General features: G+C 72.5%; 16 protein-coding genes and 1 tRNA gene. 10 read left to right on the top strand and 7 right to left on the bottom strand.

Going from position 1 to position 21,210, the window contains the following annotated elements:
* Positions 1-2 precede the first annotated feature (2 nt).
* On the bottom strand, positions 3-797 hold the full coding sequence (locus RY076_RS06305) for a DALR anticodon-binding domain-containing protein (RefSeq protein ID WP_323096741.1): 795 nt from the start codon (positions 795-797) through the stop codon (positions 3-5).
* 104 nt (positions 798-901) lie between these two features.
* On the opposite strand from RY076_RS06305, the gene RY076_RS06300 reads away from it, so the two are divergent.
* Positions 902-973, top strand: a tRNA-Arg gene (locus tag RY076_RS06300).
* A gap of 99 nt (positions 974-1,072) precedes the next feature.
* Positions 1,073-1,732: an ASCH domain-containing protein gene (locus RY076_RS06295; protein WP_323096740.1), complete on the top strand. Its 660-nt coding sequence runs from the start codon at positions 1,073-1,075 to the stop codon at positions 1,730-1,732.
* A 4-nt stretch (positions 1,733-1,736) separates the two neighbouring features.
* Here the strand turns inward: RY076_RS06295 and RY076_RS06290 are convergent, their stop codons facing one another.
* From RY076_RS06290 to RY076_RS06280, 3 genes are all read right to left on the bottom strand, one after another.
* Complete coding sequence (locus tag RY076_RS06290) at positions 1,737-2,783, bottom strand: hemolysin family protein (protein ID WP_323096739.1); 1,047 nt, start codon at positions 2,781-2,783, stop codon at positions 1,737-1,739.
* Positions 2,780-4,159 carry a hemolysin family protein gene (locus RY076_RS06285; RefSeq protein ID WP_323096738.1) on the bottom strand — a complete coding sequence of 460 codons (1,380 nt, stop codon included), beginning with the start codon at positions 4,157-4,159 and terminating at the stop codon, positions 2,780-2,782. Before RY076_RS06285 ends, RY076_RS06290 begins: the two co-directional genes overlap by 4 nt.
* 102 nt (positions 4,160-4,261) lie before the next feature.
* The gene (locus RY076_RS06280; RefSeq protein ID WP_323096735.1) at positions 4,262-4,861 is read right to left on the bottom strand and encodes a class I SAM-dependent methyltransferase; all 600 of its coding nucleotides are present in this window, start codon (positions 4,859-4,861) and stop codon (positions 4,262-4,264) included.
* 137 nt (positions 4,862-4,998) lie between these two features.
* Between RY076_RS06280 and RY076_RS06275 the strand changes: the two genes are divergently transcribed.
* The 5 genes from RY076_RS06275 to RY076_RS06255 all read left to right on the top strand — a co-directional run bounded on the left by RY076_RS06275 (position 4,999) and on the right by RY076_RS06255 (position 12,149).
* Positions 4,999-6,144: an ABC transporter ATP-binding protein gene (locus RY076_RS06275; protein ID WP_323096734.1), complete on the top strand. Its 1,146-nt coding sequence runs from the start codon at positions 4,999-5,001 to the stop codon at positions 6,142-6,144.
* Positions 6,141-6,944: an ABC transporter permease gene (locus RY076_RS06270; protein WP_323096733.1), complete on the top strand. Its 804-nt coding sequence runs from the start codon at positions 6,141-6,143 to the stop codon at positions 6,942-6,944. The genes RY076_RS06275 and RY076_RS06270 overlap by 4 nt, the downstream gene beginning before the upstream one ends.
* 211 nt (positions 6,945-7,155) lie before the next feature.
* Positions 7,156-11,016: a multifunctional oxoglutarate decarboxylase/oxoglutarate dehydrogenase thiamine pyrophosphate-binding subunit/dihydrolipoyllysine-residue succinyltransferase subunit gene (locus tag RY076_RS06265; RefSeq protein ID WP_323096732.1), complete on the top strand. Its 3,861-nt coding sequence runs from the start codon at positions 7,156-7,158 to the stop codon at positions 11,014-11,016.
* A gap of 140 nt (positions 11,017-11,156) precedes the next feature.
* Positions 11,157-11,333 carry a DUF6104 family protein gene (locus tag RY076_RS06260; RefSeq protein WP_207555675.1) on the top strand — a complete coding sequence of 59 codons (177 nt, stop codon included), beginning with the start codon at positions 11,157-11,159 and terminating at the stop codon, positions 11,331-11,333.
* A 129-nt stretch (positions 11,334-11,462) separates the two neighbouring features.
* A complete protein-coding gene (locus RY076_RS06255; RefSeq protein ID WP_413785749.1) occupies positions 11,463-12,149 on the top strand; it encodes a GDSL-type esterase/lipase family protein in 687 nt (228 codons plus the stop codon).
* Positions 12,150-12,194: 45 nt separating this feature from the next.
* Here the strand turns inward: RY076_RS06255 and RY076_RS06250 are convergent, their stop codons facing one another.
* Positions 12,195-12,641: a hypothetical protein gene (locus RY076_RS06250; RefSeq protein WP_323096730.1), complete on the bottom strand. Its 447-nt coding sequence runs from the start codon at positions 12,639-12,641 to the stop codon at positions 12,195-12,197.
* A gap of 311 nt (positions 12,642-12,952) precedes the next feature.
* On the opposite strand from RY076_RS06250, the gene RY076_RS06245 reads away from it, so the two are divergent.
* Positions 12,953-13,201: a WhiB family transcriptional regulator gene (locus RY076_RS06245; RefSeq protein ID WP_013493302.1), complete on the top strand. Its 249-nt coding sequence runs from the start codon at positions 12,953-12,955 to the stop codon at positions 13,199-13,201.
* Between the two features lie 122 nt (positions 13,202-13,323).
* Here RY076_RS06245 and RY076_RS06240 read toward each other — a convergent pair whose 3' ends face one another.
* Positions 13,324-14,811, bottom strand: coding sequence for a sensor histidine kinase (locus RY076_RS06240; RefSeq protein WP_323096729.1), 1,488 nt, complete (start codon positions 14,809-14,811; stop codon positions 13,324-13,326).
* A gap of 142 nt (positions 14,812-14,953) precedes the next feature.
* Positions 14,954-20,176: an NAD-glutamate dehydrogenase gene (locus tag RY076_RS06235; RefSeq protein ID WP_323096728.1), complete on the bottom strand. Its 5,223-nt coding sequence runs from the start codon at positions 20,174-20,176 to the stop codon at positions 14,954-14,956.
* Between the two features lie 173 nt (positions 20,177-20,349).
* Between RY076_RS06235 and RY076_RS06230 the strand changes: the two genes are divergently transcribed.
* Positions 20,350-20,682, top strand: coding sequence for a hypothetical protein (locus tag RY076_RS06230; protein WP_323096727.1), 333 nt, complete (start codon positions 20,350-20,352; stop codon positions 20,680-20,682).
* Positions 20,670-21,170, top strand: coding sequence for a hypothetical protein (locus RY076_RS06225; RefSeq protein ID WP_323096726.1), 501 nt, complete (start codon positions 20,670-20,672; stop codon positions 21,168-21,170). The genes RY076_RS06230 and RY076_RS06225 overlap by 13 nt, the downstream gene beginning before the upstream one ends.
* The last annotated feature ends 40 nt before the right edge of the window (positions 21,171-21,210 follow it).

The following is a 21,210-nucleotide window of genomic DNA, read 5'->3' as shown; positions in this document are numbered from 1 at the left end:
GACTACATCCTTTCCGGGGCCGCCGCACCGAGGCGACCGAGTCCATTGCGCAAGACGACGCGCGCGGCGTCGGCAAGTGCCAGTCGCGCCCCGTGGACGCCGGCGATCGGGGCACCGACGACGAGGGGGCGCAGGGGGTGGTCCCAGGCGTCGGCGAGCCCTGCGAGCTCGCCGAGAGCGCGCACCTGGGCGGCCGTGTCGCCGCGGTGGTGCTCGAGCCGCTGCGGCAGGTCGGCGAGCGCCACGAGCAGGTGCCGTTCGGTGACGTGGGTCAGGGCCTCCGGGCGGGTGGACGAACGGACCTGGACGCCCGCCGCCTCGGCGTTGCGCACGAGCCGGCACAGCCGCGCGTGGGCCAGCTGCACGGCACGCAGGGGGTCGGTGGCGGCGCGCTGCCCCGGCCGCTCCGTGACCTCGACGTGTGCGGTGCCGTGCGGGCACGCGTAGGTGTCGGCCTCGGCCCGGACGACCTCGATGATTCCGCCGCGGTCGGCATCCTCGAGCGTCAGGGCGATGAGGCCGGTCGGCGCCACCTCGACCGCCGACACCGGACGCTGCTCGACCATCCCCTGGGCGAGGGTGCGGGCGAGGTCGCGGGGCACGAGGTCGAGCTGCGGCGCCCAGCGCTGCGCCACGGGCGTGACCCAGTCGGCGACGACCCCGGCAGCCCGTGGGTCCGCTGGCCGGAACAGCGGTCCGGCGGGGGGCCCGGCCTCGGCCTCGTCGGGCAGCTCGCCGGTGCGCGCTGCCCGCGCGGCGACCTCGCACAGGAGGGCGCGCAGCTGCTCCGGCGTCATGCCGCCGAGTCTACGAGCCGCCCCGGAGATCGCCGGTCCGGCCTGATTCACGGATGCCTGAGGTGGACTGCTAGTCTCACCGGGCGCACGAAAGTGCGTGTGTCGCCCCCGTAGCTCAGGGGATAGAGCACCGCCCTCCGGAGGCGGGAGCGCAGGTTCGAATCCTGCCGGGGGCACCGACAGACCAAGGGCCGAGGTGACGGGCGCGGAGCGCCGTTTCACCTCGGCCTTCGTCGTCGTCGCCGCCGGGGTTCGGCGTCTGCGAGTCTGGGCCTGTGCTCATCTCGAAACCCGTCGCCGCGGGCATCCGCGCCGGCACGGTCACCCAGGCCTTCCGACGCTGGGATGCCCCGCGCGTCAAGGTCGGCGGGACACAGCTGACCTCCGCCGGCGTCGTCCGTTTCGAGGCCGTGACGCTCGTGCGCGACATCACCCGGCTCACCGAGCGCGACGCCCGCCGGGCCGGCGTCAAGGACCTCCGGACGCTGTTGCGCGCCCTCGAGCCGAAGGAGCGCACGCCGTCGCCGCGCGGGAGCAAGGGCGGCGACACGGTGTACCGCGTCCGCCTGTCGTGGGCCGGCGAGGACCCCCGGCTCGCCCTGCGCGACGCCCTGCCCGACACCACGGAGCTCGAGGACCTCGGCCGGCGCCTCGACCGGCTCGACGCGCGCCCGACCGGGCCGTGGACCCGCGAGATCCTCGAGTGGATCCGCGACAACCCGCACGTCGTGGCCCGGGAGCTGGCGGCGCTGCGCGAGGTCGACCTGCTGCCGATGAAGGTCGACATCCGCAAGCTCAAGGCGCTGGGCCTGACGATCAGCCACGACGTCGGCTACGAGCTGGCCCCCCGCGGGCAGGCGTACCTCGACTGGCGCGCCGCCCTGGACGACGACACGGACGACGACCCGGAGGACGCCGCGGAGGTCGACGCCTGACGCGTCAGCGCTGCGTCGTGTCGGTGACCTCGCCGACGAGCTCCTCGAGGACGTCCTCGAGGAAGACGACGCCGGTGACGCGCGCCCCATCGTCGCCCTCGTCGATGACCCGGGCCAGGTGGGCGCCGGTCAGCTGCATCGTTGCGAGGACGTCCTCGACCTCGTCGCCCTCGCGGACGGTCGCGAGACGCCGGACGCGCTTGGGCGGCACCGGCTGCTCGTGCCGCTCGTCGTCGGCGTAGAGGATGTCCTTGAGGTGGATGTAGCCGGCGATCTCGCCGGCGGCGTCGCGCACCGGGTAGCGGCTGAACCCGTGCCGGGCCACGAGCCGCTCGATGTCGGCCGGCGTCGCGCCGAGCTCGACGGTCGTCAGCGCGTCGGCGGCCACGGCGACGTCGGCAGCGAGCTTGTCGGAGAACTCGAGCGTCTTGGTGACGAGCCCGTGCCGCTCCTCCTCGATGAGGCCCTCGCGGCGGGACTCACCGACGATGTGAGCGACCTCCTCGACCGTGAAGGCCGAGGTCAGCTCGTCCTTCGGCTCGACCTTGAGCAGGCGCACGAGGGCCTTGGCGGTGGCCTCCATGGCCGCGACGATGTGCCGGAACGTGCGGGCGATGAAGAAGAGCGGCGGCACGAGGACGAGCGCGGCCCGGTCGGGCCCGGCGATGGCGAGGTTCTTCGGGATCATCTCGCCGACGACGACGTGCAGGTAGCTGACGATGAGCAGCGCGAGCGCCAGGGCGACGCCGCTGGCCCACGCGTCGGAGAGCCCGACGGAGTGGAAGACCGGCTCGAGCAGGTGGTGCAGCGCCGCCTCGGCGAGCGCACCGAGGCCGACCGAGCACACGGTGATGCCGAGCTGGGCGGTGACGAGCATCGAGCCGAGGCGCTCGAGCGCCTGCAGGCACGACGCGGCGCGCTTGCTGCCGCCCTCGGCGAGCGGCTCGAGCGTGGACCGGCGCACTGTCATCGCCGCGAACTCGGCACCGACGAAGAACGCGTTGCCGAACAGGAGGAACAGCGAGACGACGTAGACCCAGGCCCCGCTCACGAGCGCCCCTCCCCCGCAACGGGACCCGCCGCGTCGGGCGCACCGTCAGCACGTTCTCGGCCACTGGCGTGCGGCAGCGAGTCGGGGTCGGGCACGAAGCGCAGCCGGTCCACGCGGCGCCCCTCCATGCCCACGACGTTGATCCGCCAGCCCGGCACGTGGACGGTGTCGCCGGTGGCCGGGACGCGCCCGAGGGCGGCCATGACAAAGCCGCCCATCGTCTCGTACTCGGGGCCGTCGGGGACGTCGGCATCGAAGGCGTCGCGCACCTCGTCAGGGCGCCAGAGCCCGGGCACCGTCCACGACCCGTCGAGCAGCTCGCGACCGCTCTGGCGGCTGCGGTCGTGCTCGTCGGAGACCTCGCCGACGATCTCCTCGACGACGTCCTCGAGGGTGACGATGCCCGACGTGCCGCCGTACTCGTCGACGACGACGGCCATCTGGAAGCCGCCCTCTCGCAGCTGGCGCAGGAGCGGGTCGAGACGGATCGTCTCGGGCACGACGAGCCGCTCTGACATCAGCGCCGACACCGGCACGTCCTTGCGCCGCTCGTGCGGCACGGCCATCGCCTTCTTGACGTGGACGACGCCGTCGACGTCGTCCCAGTCCTCGCCGAGCACCGGGAAGCGGGAGAAGCCGGTGCGACGCGACAGCCGCAGGACGTCGTCGGCCGACTCGTCGCGGTGGATCCCGGTGCAGCGCACCCGGGGGGTCATGACGTCGTCGGCCGTTCGCTCGCCGAAGCCGAGCGAACGGGTCAGCATCCGGGCGGTCGCCTGGTCCAGCGTTCCGGCCTCGGCGGAGCGCTGCACGAGGCTGGCGAGCTCCTGCGGGGTGCGCGCGCCGGACAGCTCCTCCTGCGGCTCGATGCCGACCGACCGGAGGAACCCGTTGGCCGACCCGTTGAGCACGACGATGAGCGGCTTGGCCAGGGCGGCGAAGACACGGACCGGCAGGGCCACGACCTTGGCCGTGGCGAGCGGCACGGAGATGCCGAGGAACTGCGGCAGCAGCTCGCCGAAGATCATCGAGAAGACGGTGGCGAGCACGAGCGCGATGGCGCTCGACAGGGCCTGGACCGCGCCGGCCCCCAGACCGAGGCTCGTCAGCGGCCCGGAGACGAGCTGGCCGATCGAGGGCTCGGCGAGGTAGCCGACGACGAGGGTCGTGATGGTGATGCCGACCTGCGCCGCCGACAGCTGCGTCGACAGCTGCTTCAGCGACTGGAGCACCACCCGGGCGCGCGAGTCCCCTTCGTCGATGGCGCGCTGCACGGTCGGCCGGTCGAGGGCGACGAGGGAGAACTCGGCCGCGACGAACACGGCGGTCCCCGCGGTGAGCAGCACCGCCCCGAGGACGAGGAGCCACTCGGTCACGGGCGGTGGCCGTCTTCGTGGGGTGTCATGGTCCGTCCACCCTATCGAGGACCCGGGATGGAGAACGCGGCCGCGGGCGGCGTCCGTGCCGGGGCCCCGGCGTCAGGCGAGGGTGACCCTCGCCCACTGGTAGTGGCCCCCGTCGTCGAACCGCGACCACGTGTCGAACGCCGTCACCTCCCCGACGCCGGCCAGCAGTGCGAGCAGCCCGGCGTCGGTCCTGCTCTGGAAGTAGCGGCCACCCTCGTCGACCCACTCGCGCGCCACGTCACCGCCCCACACCCCGACCTCGAGCAGCCCTCCGCGGCGCACCACCCGCCGCACCTCCGCCAGCGCGGTGACGATGTCGTCGCCCTCGAGGTGCATCAGGGTGCTCATGGTCCATGCGGCGTCGAACACGTCGTCGTCGAAGGGCAGGTCGAGCGCACTCGCCTGCTGCGCGGCGAGCCCGTGGGCGCGGCACAGCTCGACGGCGGCACGGGAGAGGTCGACGCCGGTGTACCCGAGGCCCGCGGCGGCGAGGATCCGGCCGTCGCGGCCGGCGCCGCAGCCGACCTCGAGGACCGAGGCCAGACCCTGCTCGGTGCACAGGGCGGCGAACCCGGCGACCCTGCCCTCGCGCTGCTCCCCCAGCGGTCGTCCGTCCCGCTCGGCCATCTCCCGGTCGTAGTACTCCCGCAGTCGCGCCTCGTGCCCGGTCATGTCCGGAAGACAGCCCTCTTCGCCGGGGTGTCACGGTGCCCCACGATGCTGTGGTTGAGTGGGCGCCAGACACGGGGTCGGGTCGGCGCGACGGGAGCGCGACGGACGCCACGCGTCGGACACGAAGGGAGCGTGCGGTGGGTGCACGTCCGGGCTTCACCGGGACCATCGAGGTGCGCGGGCTGACGAAGCGGTTCGGCTCCTTCACGGCCGTCGACCACCTCGACCTCGACGTCGAGCCGGGCCGGATCACGGGCTTCCTCGGCCCGAACGGCAGCGGCAAGACGACGACCCTGCGCATGCTCCTCGGCCTGATCCGGCCGACGGCGGGCACCGCGACGATCGACGGACGACGCTACGTCGACATCCCCAACCCGCTGGCCGTCGTCGGCTCGGCCCTCGAGGCGACGAACTTCCATCCCGGCCGCAGCGGGCGCGACCACCTGCGCGTGCAGGCGTCCGTCGCCGGCGTGCCCAGCCGACGCGTCGACGAGCTGCTCGAGCTCGTCGGCATCCCGGCCGCCGCCCGCAAGCGCGCGGGCGGCTACTCGATGGGCATGCGCCAGCGCCTCGGCCTGGCGGCGGCCCTCCTCGGCGACCCGCAGGTCGTCATCCTCGACGAGCCGGCCAACGGCCTGGACCCCGAGGGCATCCGCTGGCTGCGCGGCTTCCTGCGCCACCTCGCCGGCGAGGGCCGGACGCTGCTCATCTCGAGCCACATGCTCTCGGAGGTCGAACAGACGGTCGACGACGTCGTCATCATCGCCAACGGCCGACGCGTCGCCCAGGGCACCGTCGCCGAGCTGCGCGGCGAGCCCACCGCCTTCGTGCGCACGTCCGACCCCGACCGCCTCGCGGGCGCCCTGCGCGGACGCGGGCTCCACGTCGACGCGGTCGACGGCCGCACGGCGCTGCGCGTCACGACGCAGGACCTGCAGGTCGTCGGCGACGTCGCCCACGCCAACGACGTCGCCATCCACGAGCTGCGCGGCGAGCAGACCCACCTCGAGGAGCTCTTCTTCAACCTCACCGAGTCGGGCGAGCACCGCAACCGCAACCTCGGTGACGACACGCCCGCCCCCTCGGCCACCCCGTCGGCCACCGCCCCCGACGCCTCCCACGGCATCTCCCGGGCGGCCGACGCGCCGCCCGCCCTGCCGCCGGACCTGCCGCCCCCGAGCGGACCTCCCGTCGACCACGTGCCACCGCCCGACGCGTCGGGCGGCTCGGGCACGTCGGGACCTTGGGCGCCCGGCGCCCGAACGGAGGGCGAGGCCCGATGACCGCCGCGATCCGCTCCGAGTTCCGCAAGTTCTTCACGACCCGCCTGTGGTGGGGCATGGCCATCGCCGTCGCCCTCACGGGTGCGGCCTTCGCCGTGCTCTTCGCCTTCGTCTTCACCAGCGCCGCCATCCGCGGGCCGCAGGCCGCCGCGGTGCCGCGCACCGACCTCGCTCTCGCCAAGGCCGTCTTCACCGGCGGCATCCAGGTCGGCTACCTGCTCACCCTCGCCATCGGCGTCATGACGATCGGCTCGGAGTACCGGCACAAGACGATCACCGCGACCTTCCTGGCCACGCCCCGCCGCGGTCGGGTCATGGGCGCCAAGGTGGTCTCGCTGCTCGCGATCGGCGCGTTCTACGGAGTGCTGTCGCTGGCCGGCTCCGTCGCGGCCGGCACCCTGGTGCTCCGGTCCAAGGGCCACGAGCCCTTCGCCGACCCGGCCATCTGGCGCACCCTGGCCCTGTCGCTGCTCGTTCTCGGGCTCTGGGCCCTCATCGGCCTCGGCGCCGGCATCCTCATCCCGAACCAGGTGGCCGCCCTGCTCATCTCGGTCGCGGTGGCCTGGCTCGTCGAGCCGGTCCTCAGCCTCGTGCTCGCCCTGACCGACTGGGGCAAGGCGATCGCGCCGTACCTGCCGAGCCGCGCCACGGCGGCGATGCTCGACACGTCCGGCGGCGGCTTCAACGGGGAGGTCCTCGAGCAGCTGTCGTGGTGGGCCGGGGCGCTCGTCCTCGCCGGCTACGCCGCCCTCATGGCCGGCCTCGGCACGTGGCGCACGGTGCGCAGCGACATCAGCTGACGCGTCGGGCGGGCCCCGTCACACCGGGGTCCGGCACGCAGGACCGGCGCAGGATCGACGCAGGATCGGCGCAGGATCGCAACGTGACGAAGGCCTCGTCACGATCCCGGCTCGACATCCGAGCCCACGTCCGGTATCCGAGCGCGCGGGTCTAGGCTTGACCCCTGTTAGGCACCGACGCACCCAAGCCAACGAAAGAGGCGCATTCGCCGTGTCCGATCAGTCCACGTCCGGAGACCCGATCGCAGCATTCGGTCCGAACGAATGGCTCGTCGACGAGCTCTACCAGCAGTTCCTGACGGACAAGCAGTCCGTCGACAAGGCGTGGTGGGGGTTCTTCGAGGACTACCGCCCCGGGGACACGGACGCGAACGGTGCCACGACGCCCACCCCGAAGGCCCAGCCGGCCCCTGCTGCCCCGGCAGCAGCCCCCGCCGCCACGGCGGCCCCAGCGACCAACGGCGCCCCGAACGGCGCTCCCGCGGCGGCCACCGCCGCCCCCGTGGCCGAGAAGCCGGCCGCCCCCGCTGAGCCGAAGCCGGAGGCCAAGGCGGAGCCGAAGCAGGAGCCCAAGCCCGAGCCGAAGCAGGAGCCCGTCGCCGCCGAGGCCCCCAAGCCGCGCGACATCCCGGCCGTCAAGGACACCGGCCCGGTCAACGAGGACGAGGTCGTGCCCCTGCGCGGCGCCGCCTCGCGCGTCGTGTCCAACATGGAGACCTCGCTCGAGGTGCCGACCGCCACGAGCGTGCGCGCCGTCCCGGCCAAGCTGCTCATCGACAACCGCGTCGTCATCAACAACCACCTCGCCCGCTCGCGCGGCGGCAAGGTCAGCTTCACCCACATCATCGGCTACGCCATGGTCAAGGCGATCTCGCTGCTGCCGGAGATGAACCACGGCTTCACCGAGGTGAACGGCAAGCCGGCCCTCGTGCGCCCGGCCCACGTCAACTTCGGCCTCGCCATCGACCTGCAGAAGCCCGACGGCAGCCGCAGCCTCGTCGTCCCCTCGGTCAAGTCGGCCGAGGAGATGGACTTCGTCCACTTCTGGACCGCCTACGAGGACCTCGTGCGCAAGGCCCGCGGCAACAAGCTGACCGTCGAGGACTTCCAGGGCACGACCATCTCGCTGACCAACCCCGGCGGCATCGGCACCGTCCACTCGGTGCCGCGCCTCATGAAAGGCCAGGGCGCCATCATCGGCGTCGGCGCCCTCGAGTACCCGGCCGAGTGGCAGGGCGCGAGCAACGAGACGCTCAACCGCAACGCCGTGAGCAAGATCCTCACGCTCACCTCGACCTACGACCACCGGATCATCCAGGGCGCCCAGAGCGGCGAGTTCCTCCGGATCATCCACGAGCTGCTCCTCGGCAAGAACGCGTTCTACGACGAGATCTTCGAGTCGCTGCGCATCCCCTACGAGCCGGTCCGCTGGATCCAGGACATCGACTCCTCGCACGACGACGACATCAACAAGGTCGCGCGCGTCCAGGAGCTCATCCACGCCTACCGCGTCCGCGGCCACCTCATGGCCGACACCGACCCGCTCGAGTACAAGCAGCGTCGCCACCACGACCTCGACGTCACGACGCACGGCCTGACCCTGTGGGACCTCGACCGGACGTTCGCCACGGGCGGCTTCGGCGGAGCGCCGTTCCTCAAGCTGCGCAAGATCCTCGGCATCCTGCGCGACTCGTACTGCCGCACCGTCGGCATCGAGTACATGCACATCCAGGACCCCGAGCAGCGCAAGTGGATCCAGGACAAGGTCGAGCGGCCCTACGAGAAGGCCAACCGCGACGAGCAGATGCGGATCATGCGCCGCCTCAACGCCGCCGAGGCCTTCGAGACGTTCCTGCAGACGAAGTTCGTCGGCCAGAAGCGCTTCTCCCTCGAGGGCGGCGAGTCGGTCATCGCCCTGCTCGACCGGATCCTGTGCCGTGCCGCGAGCGAGGACCTCGACGAGGTCTGCATCGGCATGCCGCACCGTGGCCGCCTCAACGTGCTGGCCAACATCGCCGGCAAGTCCTACGGGCAGATCTTCCGCGAGTTCGAGGGCGCCCAGGACCCGAAGTCGGTCCAGGGCTCCGGCGACGTCAAGTACCACCTCGGCACCGAGGGCGAGTTCGTCGCCGAGGACGGCAGCAAGACGAAGGTCTACCTCGCGGCCAACCCCTCGCACCTCGAGGCCGTCAACCCGGTGCTCGAGGGCATCGTCCGCGCCAAGCAGGACCGCCTCAACCTCGCCGGCGAGGCCTTCACCGTCCTGCCCGTGCTCATGCACGGCGACGCCGCGTTCGCCGGCCAGGGCGTCGTGGCCGAGACGCTCAACCTCAGCCAGCTGCGCGGCTACCGCACCGGCGGCACGATCCACGTCGTCATCAACAACCAGGTCGGCTTCACGACCTCGCCGAGCAGCTCGCGCTCGTCGGTGTACGCCACCGACGTCGCGCGGATGATCCAGGCGCCGATCTTCCACGTCAACGGCGACGACCCGGAGGCATGCGTGCGCGTCGCCGAGCTCGCCTACGACTTCCGCCAGGCGTTCAACAAGGACGTCGTCATCGACATGGTCTGCTACCGCCGTCGCGGCCACAACGAGGGCGACGACCCGTCGATGACCCAGCCGCTCATGTACAACCTCATCGAGGCCAAGCGCTCGGTGCGCAAGCTCTACACCGAGTCGCTCATCGGCCGCGGCGACATCAGCGTCGAGGACGCCGAGGCCGCGCTGCGCGACTACCAGCAGCAGCTCGAGCGCGTCTTCATCGAGACGCGCGAGGCCAAGAAGAGTGCCGCCGCGGCCGCGGCGGGCCAGACCGACGCCGACAGCGACGCCCCCGACAACGCCGGCCTCGAGCGTCCCACCGCCCAGGTGCAGGACGACGCGCGTCCGGTGCGCTCGGCCACGGAGACCGGCGTCGCGGGCGCCGAGCTCGTCCACATCGGCGAGACCTTCGCCAACCCGCCGCAGGGCTTCACGATCCACCCGAAGCTCAAGCAGCTCATGGACAAGCGCGCCCAGATGGTCCACGACGGCGGCATCGACTGGCCGATGGCCGAGCTGCTCGCATTCGGCACCCTCCTCAAGGAGGGCACGCCGATCCGCCTCGCCGGGCAGGACAGCCGCCGCGGCACCTTCGTCCAGCGCCACGCGGTGCTCATCGACAAGGACAACGCGGAGGAGTGGACGCCGCTGCTCTACCTCGGCGAGGGCCAGGCCCGGTTCTGGGTCTACGACTCGCTGCTGTCGGAGTACGCGGCCATGGGCTTCGAGTACGGCTACTCGGTCGAGCGCCCGGACGCCCTCGTCCTCTGGGAGGCCCAGTTCGGCGACTTCGGCAACGGCGCCCAGACCATCGTCGACGAGTTCATCTCCAGCTCGGAGCAGAAGTGGGGCCAGCGCAGCTCGGTCGTGCTGCTGCTCCCCCACGGCTACGAGGGCCAGGGGCCGGACCACAGCTCGGCGCGCATCGAGCGCTACCTGCAGCTCTGCGCCGAGAACAACATGACGGTCGCCTACCCCTCGACCGCAGCGAGCTACTTCCACCTGCTGCGCCGCCAGGCCTACAACCGCCCGCGCACCCCGCTCGTCGTTTTCACCCCGAAGTCGATGCTGCGCAGCAAGGCGGCGGCCAGCGACGTCGAGGCCTTCACGACCGGCGGCTTCCGCCCGGTGCTGCCCGACCACGACGGTGTCACCGACCAGGTCACCCGCGTGCTCCTCGCCTCGGGCAAGGTCGTGCACGAGCTCGACGCCGAGCGCGCCAAGCGCGGCGACCGCTCGACGGCGATCGTCCGCGTCGAGCAGCTCTACCCGATCCCGGTCAAGGAGATCGCCGAGACCGTCGCCGCCTACCCGGGCGCCGAGCTCGTGTGGGTCCAGGACGAGCCCCGCAACCAGGGCGCCTGGCCGATCATGGCCCAGTGGCTGCACGAGGACCTCTGCGACGTCGGCGAGCAGCGTCCGTGGCGCGTCGTGGCCCGCAAGGCCGCAGCGTCGCCCGCGACGGGCTCCTCGAAGAAGCACGCCGTCGAGCAGGCCGAGCTGCTCGCGAAGGCGTTCGACCGCTGAGCCGACGCGTCCTAGCCTGCTGGGCAGGACGCTGCACCCGCGTTCCTTCAGGAGGGCCCCCGCCGACCGTGGCGGGGGCCCTTCGGCCGTTCTCGGCCCGCCTCCGCCGGGCCGCGCGGCGGACGCGATAACCTCCCCACGTGTACTTCACCGACCGGGGCATCGAGGAGCTGGCGGCCCGTCGCGGCGAGGAGGAGGTCACCCTCGAGTGGCTGGCCGAGCAGCTGCGCGTCTTCGTCGACCTCAACCCCGAGTTCGAGGTGCCGGTCGAGCGCCTGGCCACCTGGCTCGCCCGGCTGGACGACGACGAGGACTGATCCGTGACCGACAGCAGCGACAGCGACACCCGCGACCCGTACGGCGTGGGCCCGGCCTACCCTTCGTCGCACACCCAGTTCACCGACTCGACGCCGACGCGCTTCCCCGCCGAGGCGCCCGAGCCGGTCGTGGCTCCCCCGGCTCCCCCGGCTCCCCCGGCTCCCCCGGCGGAGGAGGCGACGCCGTACTACACCCCGAGCGCCGAGCTGACCGTCTCCGAGGGCGTGCGTGACGTCGGCATGGTCTTCGTCGGCGCGTCGCAGACGGCCGGCTACGGCGACCCCAAGGGGCTGGGCTGGGTCGGTCGCGTCGTGGCCCGCACGCAGCACCCCGACCTCGACCTCACGGCCTACAACCTCGGCGTCCGGGGCAACACCTCCGGTGACGTCGTGGCCCGCTGGGGCGCCGAGTGCCACCCGCGCTGGAAGGGTCGCAGCGAGCGTCGCCTCGTGCTGTCGGTCGGCACCAACGACGTGCTGTCGGGCATGACGATGGCCCGCTCGCGCCTCAACCTCGCCAACATCCTCGACGAGGCCACCAACGCCGGCATCGGCGTCTTCGTCGTGGGCCTGTCCCCGACGCTCGACACCGAGCTGAACCGGCGCCTCGAGGCCCTCGCCGAGGCGCAGGCCGACGTCTGCGCCCGCCGAGGCATCACCTACGTCGACTGCTTCCGCCCGCTGGTCACGCACGACCAGTGGATGGCCGACCTCGCGGCGAGCCCCGACCGCGCCCACCCCGGCCAGGCCGGCTACGGGCTCATCGCCTGGCTCGTGCTGCACAACGGCTGGAACGACTGGCTCTCGCTCAGCTGACGCCGCCCGGGGCCTGGGATCGTGCCGCGCCGAGGGTTTGCGCGGTCAGTCCTCCTTGTCCTCGTCGTCCGCGTGGTCGGCGTCCGCGTCGCGACGCATCGGCGTCGCGAGCGCGGCCCCGATGCTGACGAGGGCGACCGCGGCGACGCCGAGCGCCACCGGGGTGCGACCGGCGTCGTGCAGCGACCACGCGACGGGTAGCAGCAGGGCGTTCCACAGCAACGTCGGCGTCCGCGGCCAGTCGCGGCCCCGGAACCAACCCCGGGCGAGCAGGCCGAGGCCCACGCCGAACACGAGGATGAGCAGCCCCGACATGACGGCCGTGGTCACGGTCGAGGTGGCGCCCGTGGCGATCTCGTACGCGAAGAAGCCGGCGAAGCCGACGACGACGAGCGCCTCGAGGAGCGTCAGCGCCCCCGTCAGGCGCTGCGGCGTGCCCGGCGTGGCCGGGCTCGCCGGAGCTGGGGATGGCGACGGATCGGTGGCACTCACCGCCGCAGCGTACCGAGCCGTCGGTCACAGCCCGGGCGCCGGTCTGGAACTGGGAGGCATCTGCCGATAAGATCAATCCTTGGTGTGATCTGCGCCCGCGGCGTTGAACACGGACATGGATGTTGGTCACACTGGTTCACGGCCTCGACGCGTACGGAACACCTTCGTGCGCGTCGTCGTTGGTCAGGGGGTAACCCTCTGGGACCACCCGCCGTGACCAGGCTCCGACAATGACGATGGCGCCCGAGACCTGCAGCAGGACGGCACCCCGTTCCTGGCTGCCGCAACCAACCTGAAGGAGCAAGATCCGCATGGACTGGCGCGACCGCGCTGCCTGCCTGGATGCCGACCCCGAGCTGTTCTTCCCGATCGGGAACACCGGCCCGGCCATCCTGCAGATCGAGGAGGCCAAGGCTGTGTGCCGGACCTGCCCCGTCATCGACACGTGCCTCAAGTGGGCGCTCGAGACCGGTCAGGACGCCGGCGTCTGGGGCGGGCTCTCCGAGGACGAGCGCCGGGCGCTCAAGCGACGCAACGCGCGCGCCCGTCGGGCAGGCTGAGGCCGGGCGCATCCAGCACCCCACCCCTCACGCACACCACCGAAGCGAGCCCGGTGACCGTCACGGTCGCCGGGTTTTCCGCTGCCCGGAGGCCGGCCGGCTCCTGAGCGTCGGCCGACGCGTCAGGTGATCGGGCGCAGGCTGGCGGTGAAGCGGGCCCGGGTGCCGTGCGGCGACACGGGCTCCCACGTGATCCGGCCCTGGAGGTCGGCGATGAGCGACTGGACGATCTGGGTGCCGAGACCCGATCCCGGGCGGCGGGCCGGGTCGATGCCCTTGCCGTCGTCCTCGACCGACACGACGACCATCGGCTGGCCGCGGTCGTCGGACTGCCGGTCGACGTGCACCCGCACCACTCCCCCGGCGTCGCCGAGGCCGTGCTCGATGGAGTTCTGGACCAGCTCGCTCAGGACCATGGCCAGCGCGGTGGCGTCTTCGGCGCGCAGCCGCCCGAAGGACCCCTCGGTGACGGCGCGCACCGGGGCGCCGTTCGAGGCCACCTCCACGACGGCGTTGAGGCCGCGCTGGGAGATGGCGTCGAAGTCGACGGTCTCGTCGAAGCCCTGGCTCAGCTGGTCGTGGACCATGGCGATGGTGCCGACGCGTCGCTCGGCCTCCTCGAGCGCGATCCGCGCCTCGCCCTGGGGCACGCGGCGGGCCTGCAGCCGCAGCAGGGCCGCGACGGACTGGAGGTTGTTCTTGACGCGGTGGTGGATCTCGCGGATCGTCGCGTCCTTGGTCATGAGCTCACGCTCGCGCCGCCGCAGCTCGCCCACGTCGCGCATGAGGACGATGGCCCCGAACCGCTGACCCGCCTCGGTCAGCGGGATGGCGCGCATCGACACGGTCGTGCCGCCGGCGACAACCTCGGTGCGCCACGGCTGGCGGCCGGTGACGACGAGCGGCAGCCCCTCGTCGACCGGGAAGGACTCGCGGACGTTGTCGGTGACGATCTGGGCCAGGCTCGCCCCGACGACCTCGCCGAGGTGCCCGAGCCGGTGCAGCGCCGACACCGCGTTCGGGCTCGCGTACGTGACGACGCCGTCGACGTCGAGCCGGATGACGCCGTCGCCGACGCGCGGTGCGCCGCGGCGCAGCCCGGTGGGGGCGCTGCCGTGCGGGAACTCCCCACCGGTGATCATCCGGCACAGGGCGTCGGCGGTGGCCAGGTAGGTCAGCTCGAGGCGGCTCGGGGTGCGGGTCGTCCAGAGGTTGGTGTGCCGGGTCATGACCCCGACGACGTGGCCGCCGCGCACGACGGGGATGTACTCCTCGCGGACCGACTGGTCGGGGCCCTGCTCGTGGGGCACGACGACCTGGCGCACCCGCAGGATGCGCTGCTCGGCCGCGGCCTCGTCGAGCAGGTCGCGGGTACGTCCGGGGTCGGCCACGCGCCCGACCTGGTCGTCGACGAAGACGAGCTGGCCCGTGGTGGGGCGCACGTGCGCCACCGCCTCCCAGCGGTCGCTGACGGAGCGGACCCAGAGGACGAGGTCGGCGAAGGAGAGGTCGGCGACGAGCTGCCAGTCGCCCACGAGCAGCTGGAGCCACTCGACGTCGTGGTCCGGCAGGTCGGTGCGTCCGCGCAGGAGCTCGCTCAGGGTCGCCACGTCACGAGCCTAGTGAGCGCGCGGCCCAAGGCGTCCAGCGGTCTCGCGCGCCCCCGCCGCCACGTACCCCCGGACGAGCGAACGCCCCGCCGCGCCCGTCCGGAGACGGGAGCGACGGGGCGCTCGTTCGACGACAGCGCCGTCAGCCGCGGGACCTCGCTGCGGCGGTGCGGGCCGCGGCCTTCGTGGCTGCCTTCTTCGCCGGCGCCTTCTTCACCGTGACCTTCGCAGGGGCCTTCGTGGCGGCCTTGCTCGCGGTCGTGGTTGCGGCCTTGCTCGCCGACTTCTTGGCGGCGTCCTTCGTCGGGGCCTTCGAACCGTTCGACGCGTTCGACGCGTTCGTCACCGCGGTCGCGGCCTTCTTCGTCGCCTTCGTCGCCTTCTTGACGGCCTTCTTCGCGGGGGCCGCCGGCAGGGCGGGCACCTCGGCCGGCTGCGGCGCGGACGACGCCGCCGGACGCGTCACGGTCCGCAGCGTCCGCAGCGCCACCGACAGCGCGGCGATGCCGGCGTGGCTCATCCGCTCGATGCCGCCGAGGGCCTGACGGGCCCGGCCGAGGGCGTCGGCGTTGAGCTCGGACCACGCCTCGAGCCGCGCGGCGGCGTCGGCGGACCGGTCGCTGACCTCGAGGATCGAGCGCGTCAGGCTCTCGAGCACGGCGTACAGGTCGTCGCGCATGGCGCCCCGGGCGAGAGCGTCCCAGCGGTCCTCGCGAGGCAGCGCCGTGACCCGCGTCAGCATCGCGTCGATGCTGAAGGTCTCCGAGGCGAGGAAGTAGACGCCGACGACGCTCTCGAGCGGCTCGCCGGTGTCCTCGGCCACCTCGACGCAGTCGAGGAGCGAGTACGCGTCGAGCAGCGAGGCCGCCGACAGCGCGAGGTCCTCGGGCACGCCCTTGCCCTGCAGGTCGCGGGCGCGCCGCACGAGGCGGGTGCGCTCGCTGCCCTGGAGCACGTCGCCCATCCGGCCCGCATAGGCCTCGACGCCGGGCCGGAACCGGGCCACCTCGGCCGCGATGTCGAGCTCGGCCGGTCGCGCGGTGAGGAACCAGCGCACGGCCCGGTCGATGAGCCGGCGGAACTCGAGGTAGAGCGCCGTCTGCGCGACCGTCGACACCTGGTTGTCGGTGGCCTCGACGCGGCGCACGAACCCGGCGAGGTCGAACACCTCGCGGCACACCACGTAGGCGCGGGCGACCTGCTCCGGCGACGCACCGGTCTCCTCGGTGGCGCGGTAGGCGAAGGTGATGCCGCCCCGGTTGACCATCGAGTTGGCGACCGAGTTGGTGATGATCTCGCGACGCAGCGGGTGGGCCGCGATCTGCTCGGCGTACTTGCCGCGCAACGGCTTCGGGAAGTACTCCGACAGCGTCGTGGCGAACCACGGGTCGTCGGGCAGCGACGTCGCGATGAGCTTGTTCTTCAGGTAGAGCTTCGCGTAGGCGACGAGCACCGAGAACTCGGGCGCGGACAGGCCGAGGCCGTCCTTCTGGCGGCGCCCGATCTCGGAGTCGCTCGGCAGGAACTCGAGGGCGCGATCGAGGTCGCCGTGCTCCTCGAGGAACTGGATGAGCCGCTCGTGCACGACGAGCATCTGGTGCTGCTGGGCCCGGGCGTTGCCGAGCAGGACGTTCTGCTCGTAGTTGTCACGCAGGACCTGCTGGGCCACCTCGTCGGTCATCGACGCGAGGAGGGTGTTGCGGCGCTTCGTCGTCAGCTCGCCCGCGCGGGTCAGCTCGGTGAGCAGGATCTTGATGTTGACCTCGTGGTCGGAGGTGTCGACCCCGGCGCTGTTGTCGATGGCGTCGGTGTTGACGCGCACGCCGGCCAGTGCCGCCTCGATGCGCCCGAGCTGGCTCAGGCCGAGGTTGCCGCCCTCGCCGACGACCTTGCACCGCAGGTCGCTGCCGTTGACGCGGATGGCGTCGTTGGCGCGGTCGCCGATCTCGGCGTTCGTCTCGGCCGCGGCCTTGACGTACGTGCCGATGCCGCCGTTCCAGAGCAGGTCGACGGGCGCGAGCAGGATCGCCTTCATCAGCTCGGCCGGCGTCAGGCTCTTGGTGCCGGCGCGCAGCCCGAGGGCCGTGACCATCTGGGGCGTCACCGCGATCGACTTGGCCGACCGCGGGAAGACGCCGCCGCCCTTGCTGATGAGCGACTCGTCGTAGTCGGCCCACGACGAGCCCGGCAGGTCGAACATCCGGCGCCGCTCGGCGAAGGACGTCGCGGCGTCGGGGTCGGGGTCGACGAAGATGTGCCGGTGGTCGAAGGCGGCCACGAGGCGGATGTGCTCCGACAGGAGCATCCCGTTGCCGAAGACGTCACCGCTCATGTCGCCGACGCCGACGACCGTGAACTCCTCGCTCTGCGTGTCGACCCCGAGCTCGCGGAAGTGCCGCTTGACCGACTCCCACGCGCCGCGGGCCGTGATGCCCATGCCCTTGTGGTCGTAGCCCGCCGAGCCACCCGAGGCGAAGGCGTCGTCGAGCCAGAAGCCGTAGTCGGAGGAGATGCCGTTGGCGATGTCGGAGAACTTCGCGGTGCCCTTGTCGGCCGCGACGACGAGGTAGGTGTCGACCTCGTCGTGGCGCACGACGCGGTTCGGCGGGACGGCCTCGCCCGACACGAGGTTGTCGGTGAGGTCGAGCAGGCCGGAGATGAACAGCTTGTAGGACGCGATGCCCTCGTCCATCCACGCGGCGCGGTCGACGGCGGGGTCGGGCAGCTGCTTGGCGTAGAAGCCGCCCTTGGAGCCGGTCGGCACGATGACGGCGTTCTTGACCATCTGCGCCTTGACGAGACCGAGGACCTCGGTGCGGAAGTCCTCCCGGCGGTCCGACCAGCGCAGGCCGCCGCGGGCGACCTTGCCGAAGCGCAGGTGCACGCCCTCGACGCGCGGGCTGTAGACCCACACCTCGAACATCGGACGCGGCGCCGGCAGGTCGGGGACCTTCTTGGGGTTGAGCTTGAGCGAGACGTAGGACTTGTCGTGGCCGTGCTCGTCGGGCTGGTAGAAGTTCGTGCGCAGGCTGGCCAGGACGACGCCGAGCAGCGCCCGGACGATGCGGTCGTGGTCGAGGCTCGCGACGTCGTCGAGGGCCTCCTTGACGTGCGTGACGATCGCCTTCTGCCGGGCCGCGCGCTTGTCGCGGCCGGCGTCGGTGTCGGGGAAGGCGTCGGGGTCGAAGCGCGCCTCGAAGAGCTCGACGAGGCTGCGGGCCAGGCCGGTGTGCGCGACGAGGGCCGACTCGACGTAGTCCTGCGAGAACGTCGACCCGGTCTGGCGCAGGTACTTGGCGACGGTGCGCAGGATGACGACCTGGCGCCACGTCAGCCCGGCGCCGAGGACGAGCGCGTTGAAGCCGTCGGACTCCGCGCGTCCGTCCCAGACGGCGCGGAAGGCGTCCTCGAAGCGGCGACGCACGTCGTCGGCGCCGGCCCCGGTGGCAGCGCCGGCCCAGAGGTCGGCGTCGGCGCGCAGCCCGAAGTCGTAGATGCGCAGGGTGCGCCCGTCGGCGCCGCGCAGCTCGTACGGGCGCTCGTCGCCGACCTCGACGCCGAGGTGGGTGAAGAGCGGCAGGACCTGCGTGAGCGACAGCTCGGCACGGCGGTAGAGCTTGAAGCGTCGCTCCTGGGCCGAGTCGCTCGCGGTGTCCTCGTAGAGGTGCAGCGCGGTGGTGAGGTCGCCGTCGCCGAGGGCGTCGATGCGGTCGAGGTCCTCGACCGCGGTCGAGACGTCGAAGTCCTCCTTGTAGGCCTCGGGCAGGGCCTTGGCGTAGGCGGCCATGGCCCGCGCCGCGCCGTCGGTGCCGCGGGCGTTCGCGAGCGCCTCGGCGAGGTCCTCGTCCCACGTGCGGGTGGCGTCGATGACGCGCTGCTCGAGCGCCGCCTCGTCGACGTCGGGGATGTCGACGCCGGCGGGCATCCGCACGACGAAGTGCAGGCGCGCGAGGACCGACTCGCTGACGCGCGTCGTGTTGTCGATGTTCTCGCCGCCGAAGGCCTCGAGCAGCAGCGCCTCGATGCGCAGGCGGACCGTCGTGTTGTAGCGGTCGCGCGGCAGGTAGACGAGGCAGGAGACGAAGCGGCCGAACTCGTCGCGACGCAGGAACAGCTTGGTCTTGCGACGCTCCTGCAGGTGCAGCACGCTCGTGGCGATGTCGGCCAGCTGCGCGGCGCTCGTCTGGAAGAGCTCGTCGCGCGGGTAGGTCTCGAGGATCTGGAGGATGTCCTTGCCCGAGTGGCTGTCGGCCGACAGCCCGGTGATGCGCAGGACCTCCTGGGCGCGCACGTCGACGAGGGGGATGTCGTGGATCGTGTCGTTGTAGGCGGCCGACGCGTAGAGGCCGAGGAAGCGCTGCTCCCCCACGCACTCGCCGCGCGCGTCGAACTTCTTGATCGAGATGTAGTCGAGGTAGACGTCGCGGTGCACCGTGGCGCGCGAGTTGGCCTTGGTGATGATGAGGATCGTCGAGTCGCGGGCGGCGCGGCTCGCGGCGGGCGTCAGCACCAGCCCGCTGCCGGCGCGGGGGCGGTCGTAGCGCAGCAGGCCCAGGCCCGTGCCCGGCACCTGGCGGGAGATGTCCTTGCCCTCCTCGTGGCTCAGCGAGTACTCGCGGTAGCCGAGGAAGGTGAAGTTGTTGTGGGCGAGCCACTCGAGGAACCGGGCCGCCTCACGGGCCTGGTGCGGGTCGGTGCCGGGCGGCGTCGCCGAGCGCAGCTCGCTCGCGATGGTCAGCGCGTGCGCCCGCATCTTGGGCCAGTCCTCGACGGAGTCGCGGACGTTCTCGAGGACGTGGCGCAGGCGGTTCTCGACGTCGGGCAGGGCGTCGTCGGGCAGCCGGTCGATCTCCAGGTGCATCCACGACTCGCGCACGAGGCCGACGCCGCCGCTCGGCACCGTGGTGCTGCCGTCGGTGACGACAGTCTGCAGCTCTCCGGTGATCGTGCGCGACACCGTCATCTGCGGGTGGACGATGAGGTGGACCCCGCGGTCGAAGCCGCCGAGCGTGGCGACGACGGAGTCGACGAGGAAGGGCATGTCGTCGACGACGACCTGCACGACCGTGTGGGTCGTCGACCAGCCCTCGTCCTCGGGCGTGGGGTTGAACGCCCGGACGTTGAACGTGCCGACCGGACGCTCCGCGGCGAAGCCCCGGTGCTCCTGGGCGATCGTGGCCAGCTCGCGGGCCGGTCGCGCGAGGAGGTCCTCGGTGGCGACGAGCCGGTAGTAGGCGAGCAGGAACTCCACGAGCTCGCTCGTGTGGTCTGCGGCGCCCCGGCCCCTCCTCGGGGCCGGCGCTGCGACGGCCGCTGCCGCGGCCTTCAGGACGTCGATTCGAGTCTGTTCGAGTGACGCGGACATGCGCTGTTCGGATTCCTCACCGTGGGCCTCGTGCACGGCACGCCGTTGTGCCGGCATCTCACCATGTGAGCCTATCCCCGTCGGCCGGCGGCGCCGAACCACCCCCGGCGGCCCGTCGTGGCGCGGTGGAGAACTCCCGAGGCACCGCATCGCGACTGCCTAGAGTGGAGCCCATGACCGACGGGACCGACGGGACCGGGCAGCGGGCCGCGGGCGCCGCCGACCCTGCGACGCTGCGGGCCCTCGTCGATGCCCGGGCTGGTGCGCGGTCGCTGTCCGACGCGCTGCTGACCCACCTGCCGGACGTCGGCGACCTCGCCACGCAACGGCTCCTCGACGCGTGGGTCGAGCAAGGGGCTGACACGCTCCGGGCCCTGGCCGAAGCCCTCGAGGAGCGGCTCCTCGACCTCGGATCGGCCGGCGCCGACCCCGCTCCGGCCACGCACCACACCGACCACACCGATCACTCCGTCGAGGCCGGCGGGTTCCGCGGGTGGGCACCGTGACCGGCACCGACGGCGACGCCGCGTCGATCTCGGCGCTCGGCGGCACCCTGCGCGGGAGCGCCGGGCGGCTCGCCGACCACGTCCACGACCTCGACGCGCCCGCCGGGCGGCAGGTCCGGCGTGGCGGGGCCGACCCCACGGCCCGCGAGCGCGACCTGCTGACCCGCACCGCCACCGAGCTCGACGCCGTCGGGGGGCTCCTGCAGGCCCTCACCGCCGCAACGGCCGAGAGCGCCGCCCGCCTGCGCGCCCTCGAGCCCGACCTACGCCGCGCCGGGCTCCTCCTCGAGGGCCCCCTCGTGGTCGAGGCGCCGGGCCCGAGCCGCGTCGAGCCCGACACCCGGCTCCGCGAGCGAGCGCGGCTGCAGGAGCTGCTCAACCGCATCACCTCGACGCGGGCCCGCGAGCTGGCACGCCTCCGCCGCGAGCTCGAGCGCTCGACGGCCGCCCTCGCCCGCGTCTCGGACCGGTCGCGCTCCGGCACGTGAGCGACATCCCCGACACCTGCCGTGGTCTGCGGGTACGCGT

This window comes from Intrasporangium zincisolvens, assembly GCF_034724055.1.
In the GTDB taxonomy this organism is placed as follows: domain Bacteria; phylum Actinomycetota; class Actinomycetes; order Actinomycetales; family Dermatophilaceae; genus Monashia; species Monashia zincisolvens.
Note: the sequence above shows the minus strand (reverse complement) of the source record. Positions and strands in the feature narration are given on the sequence as shown.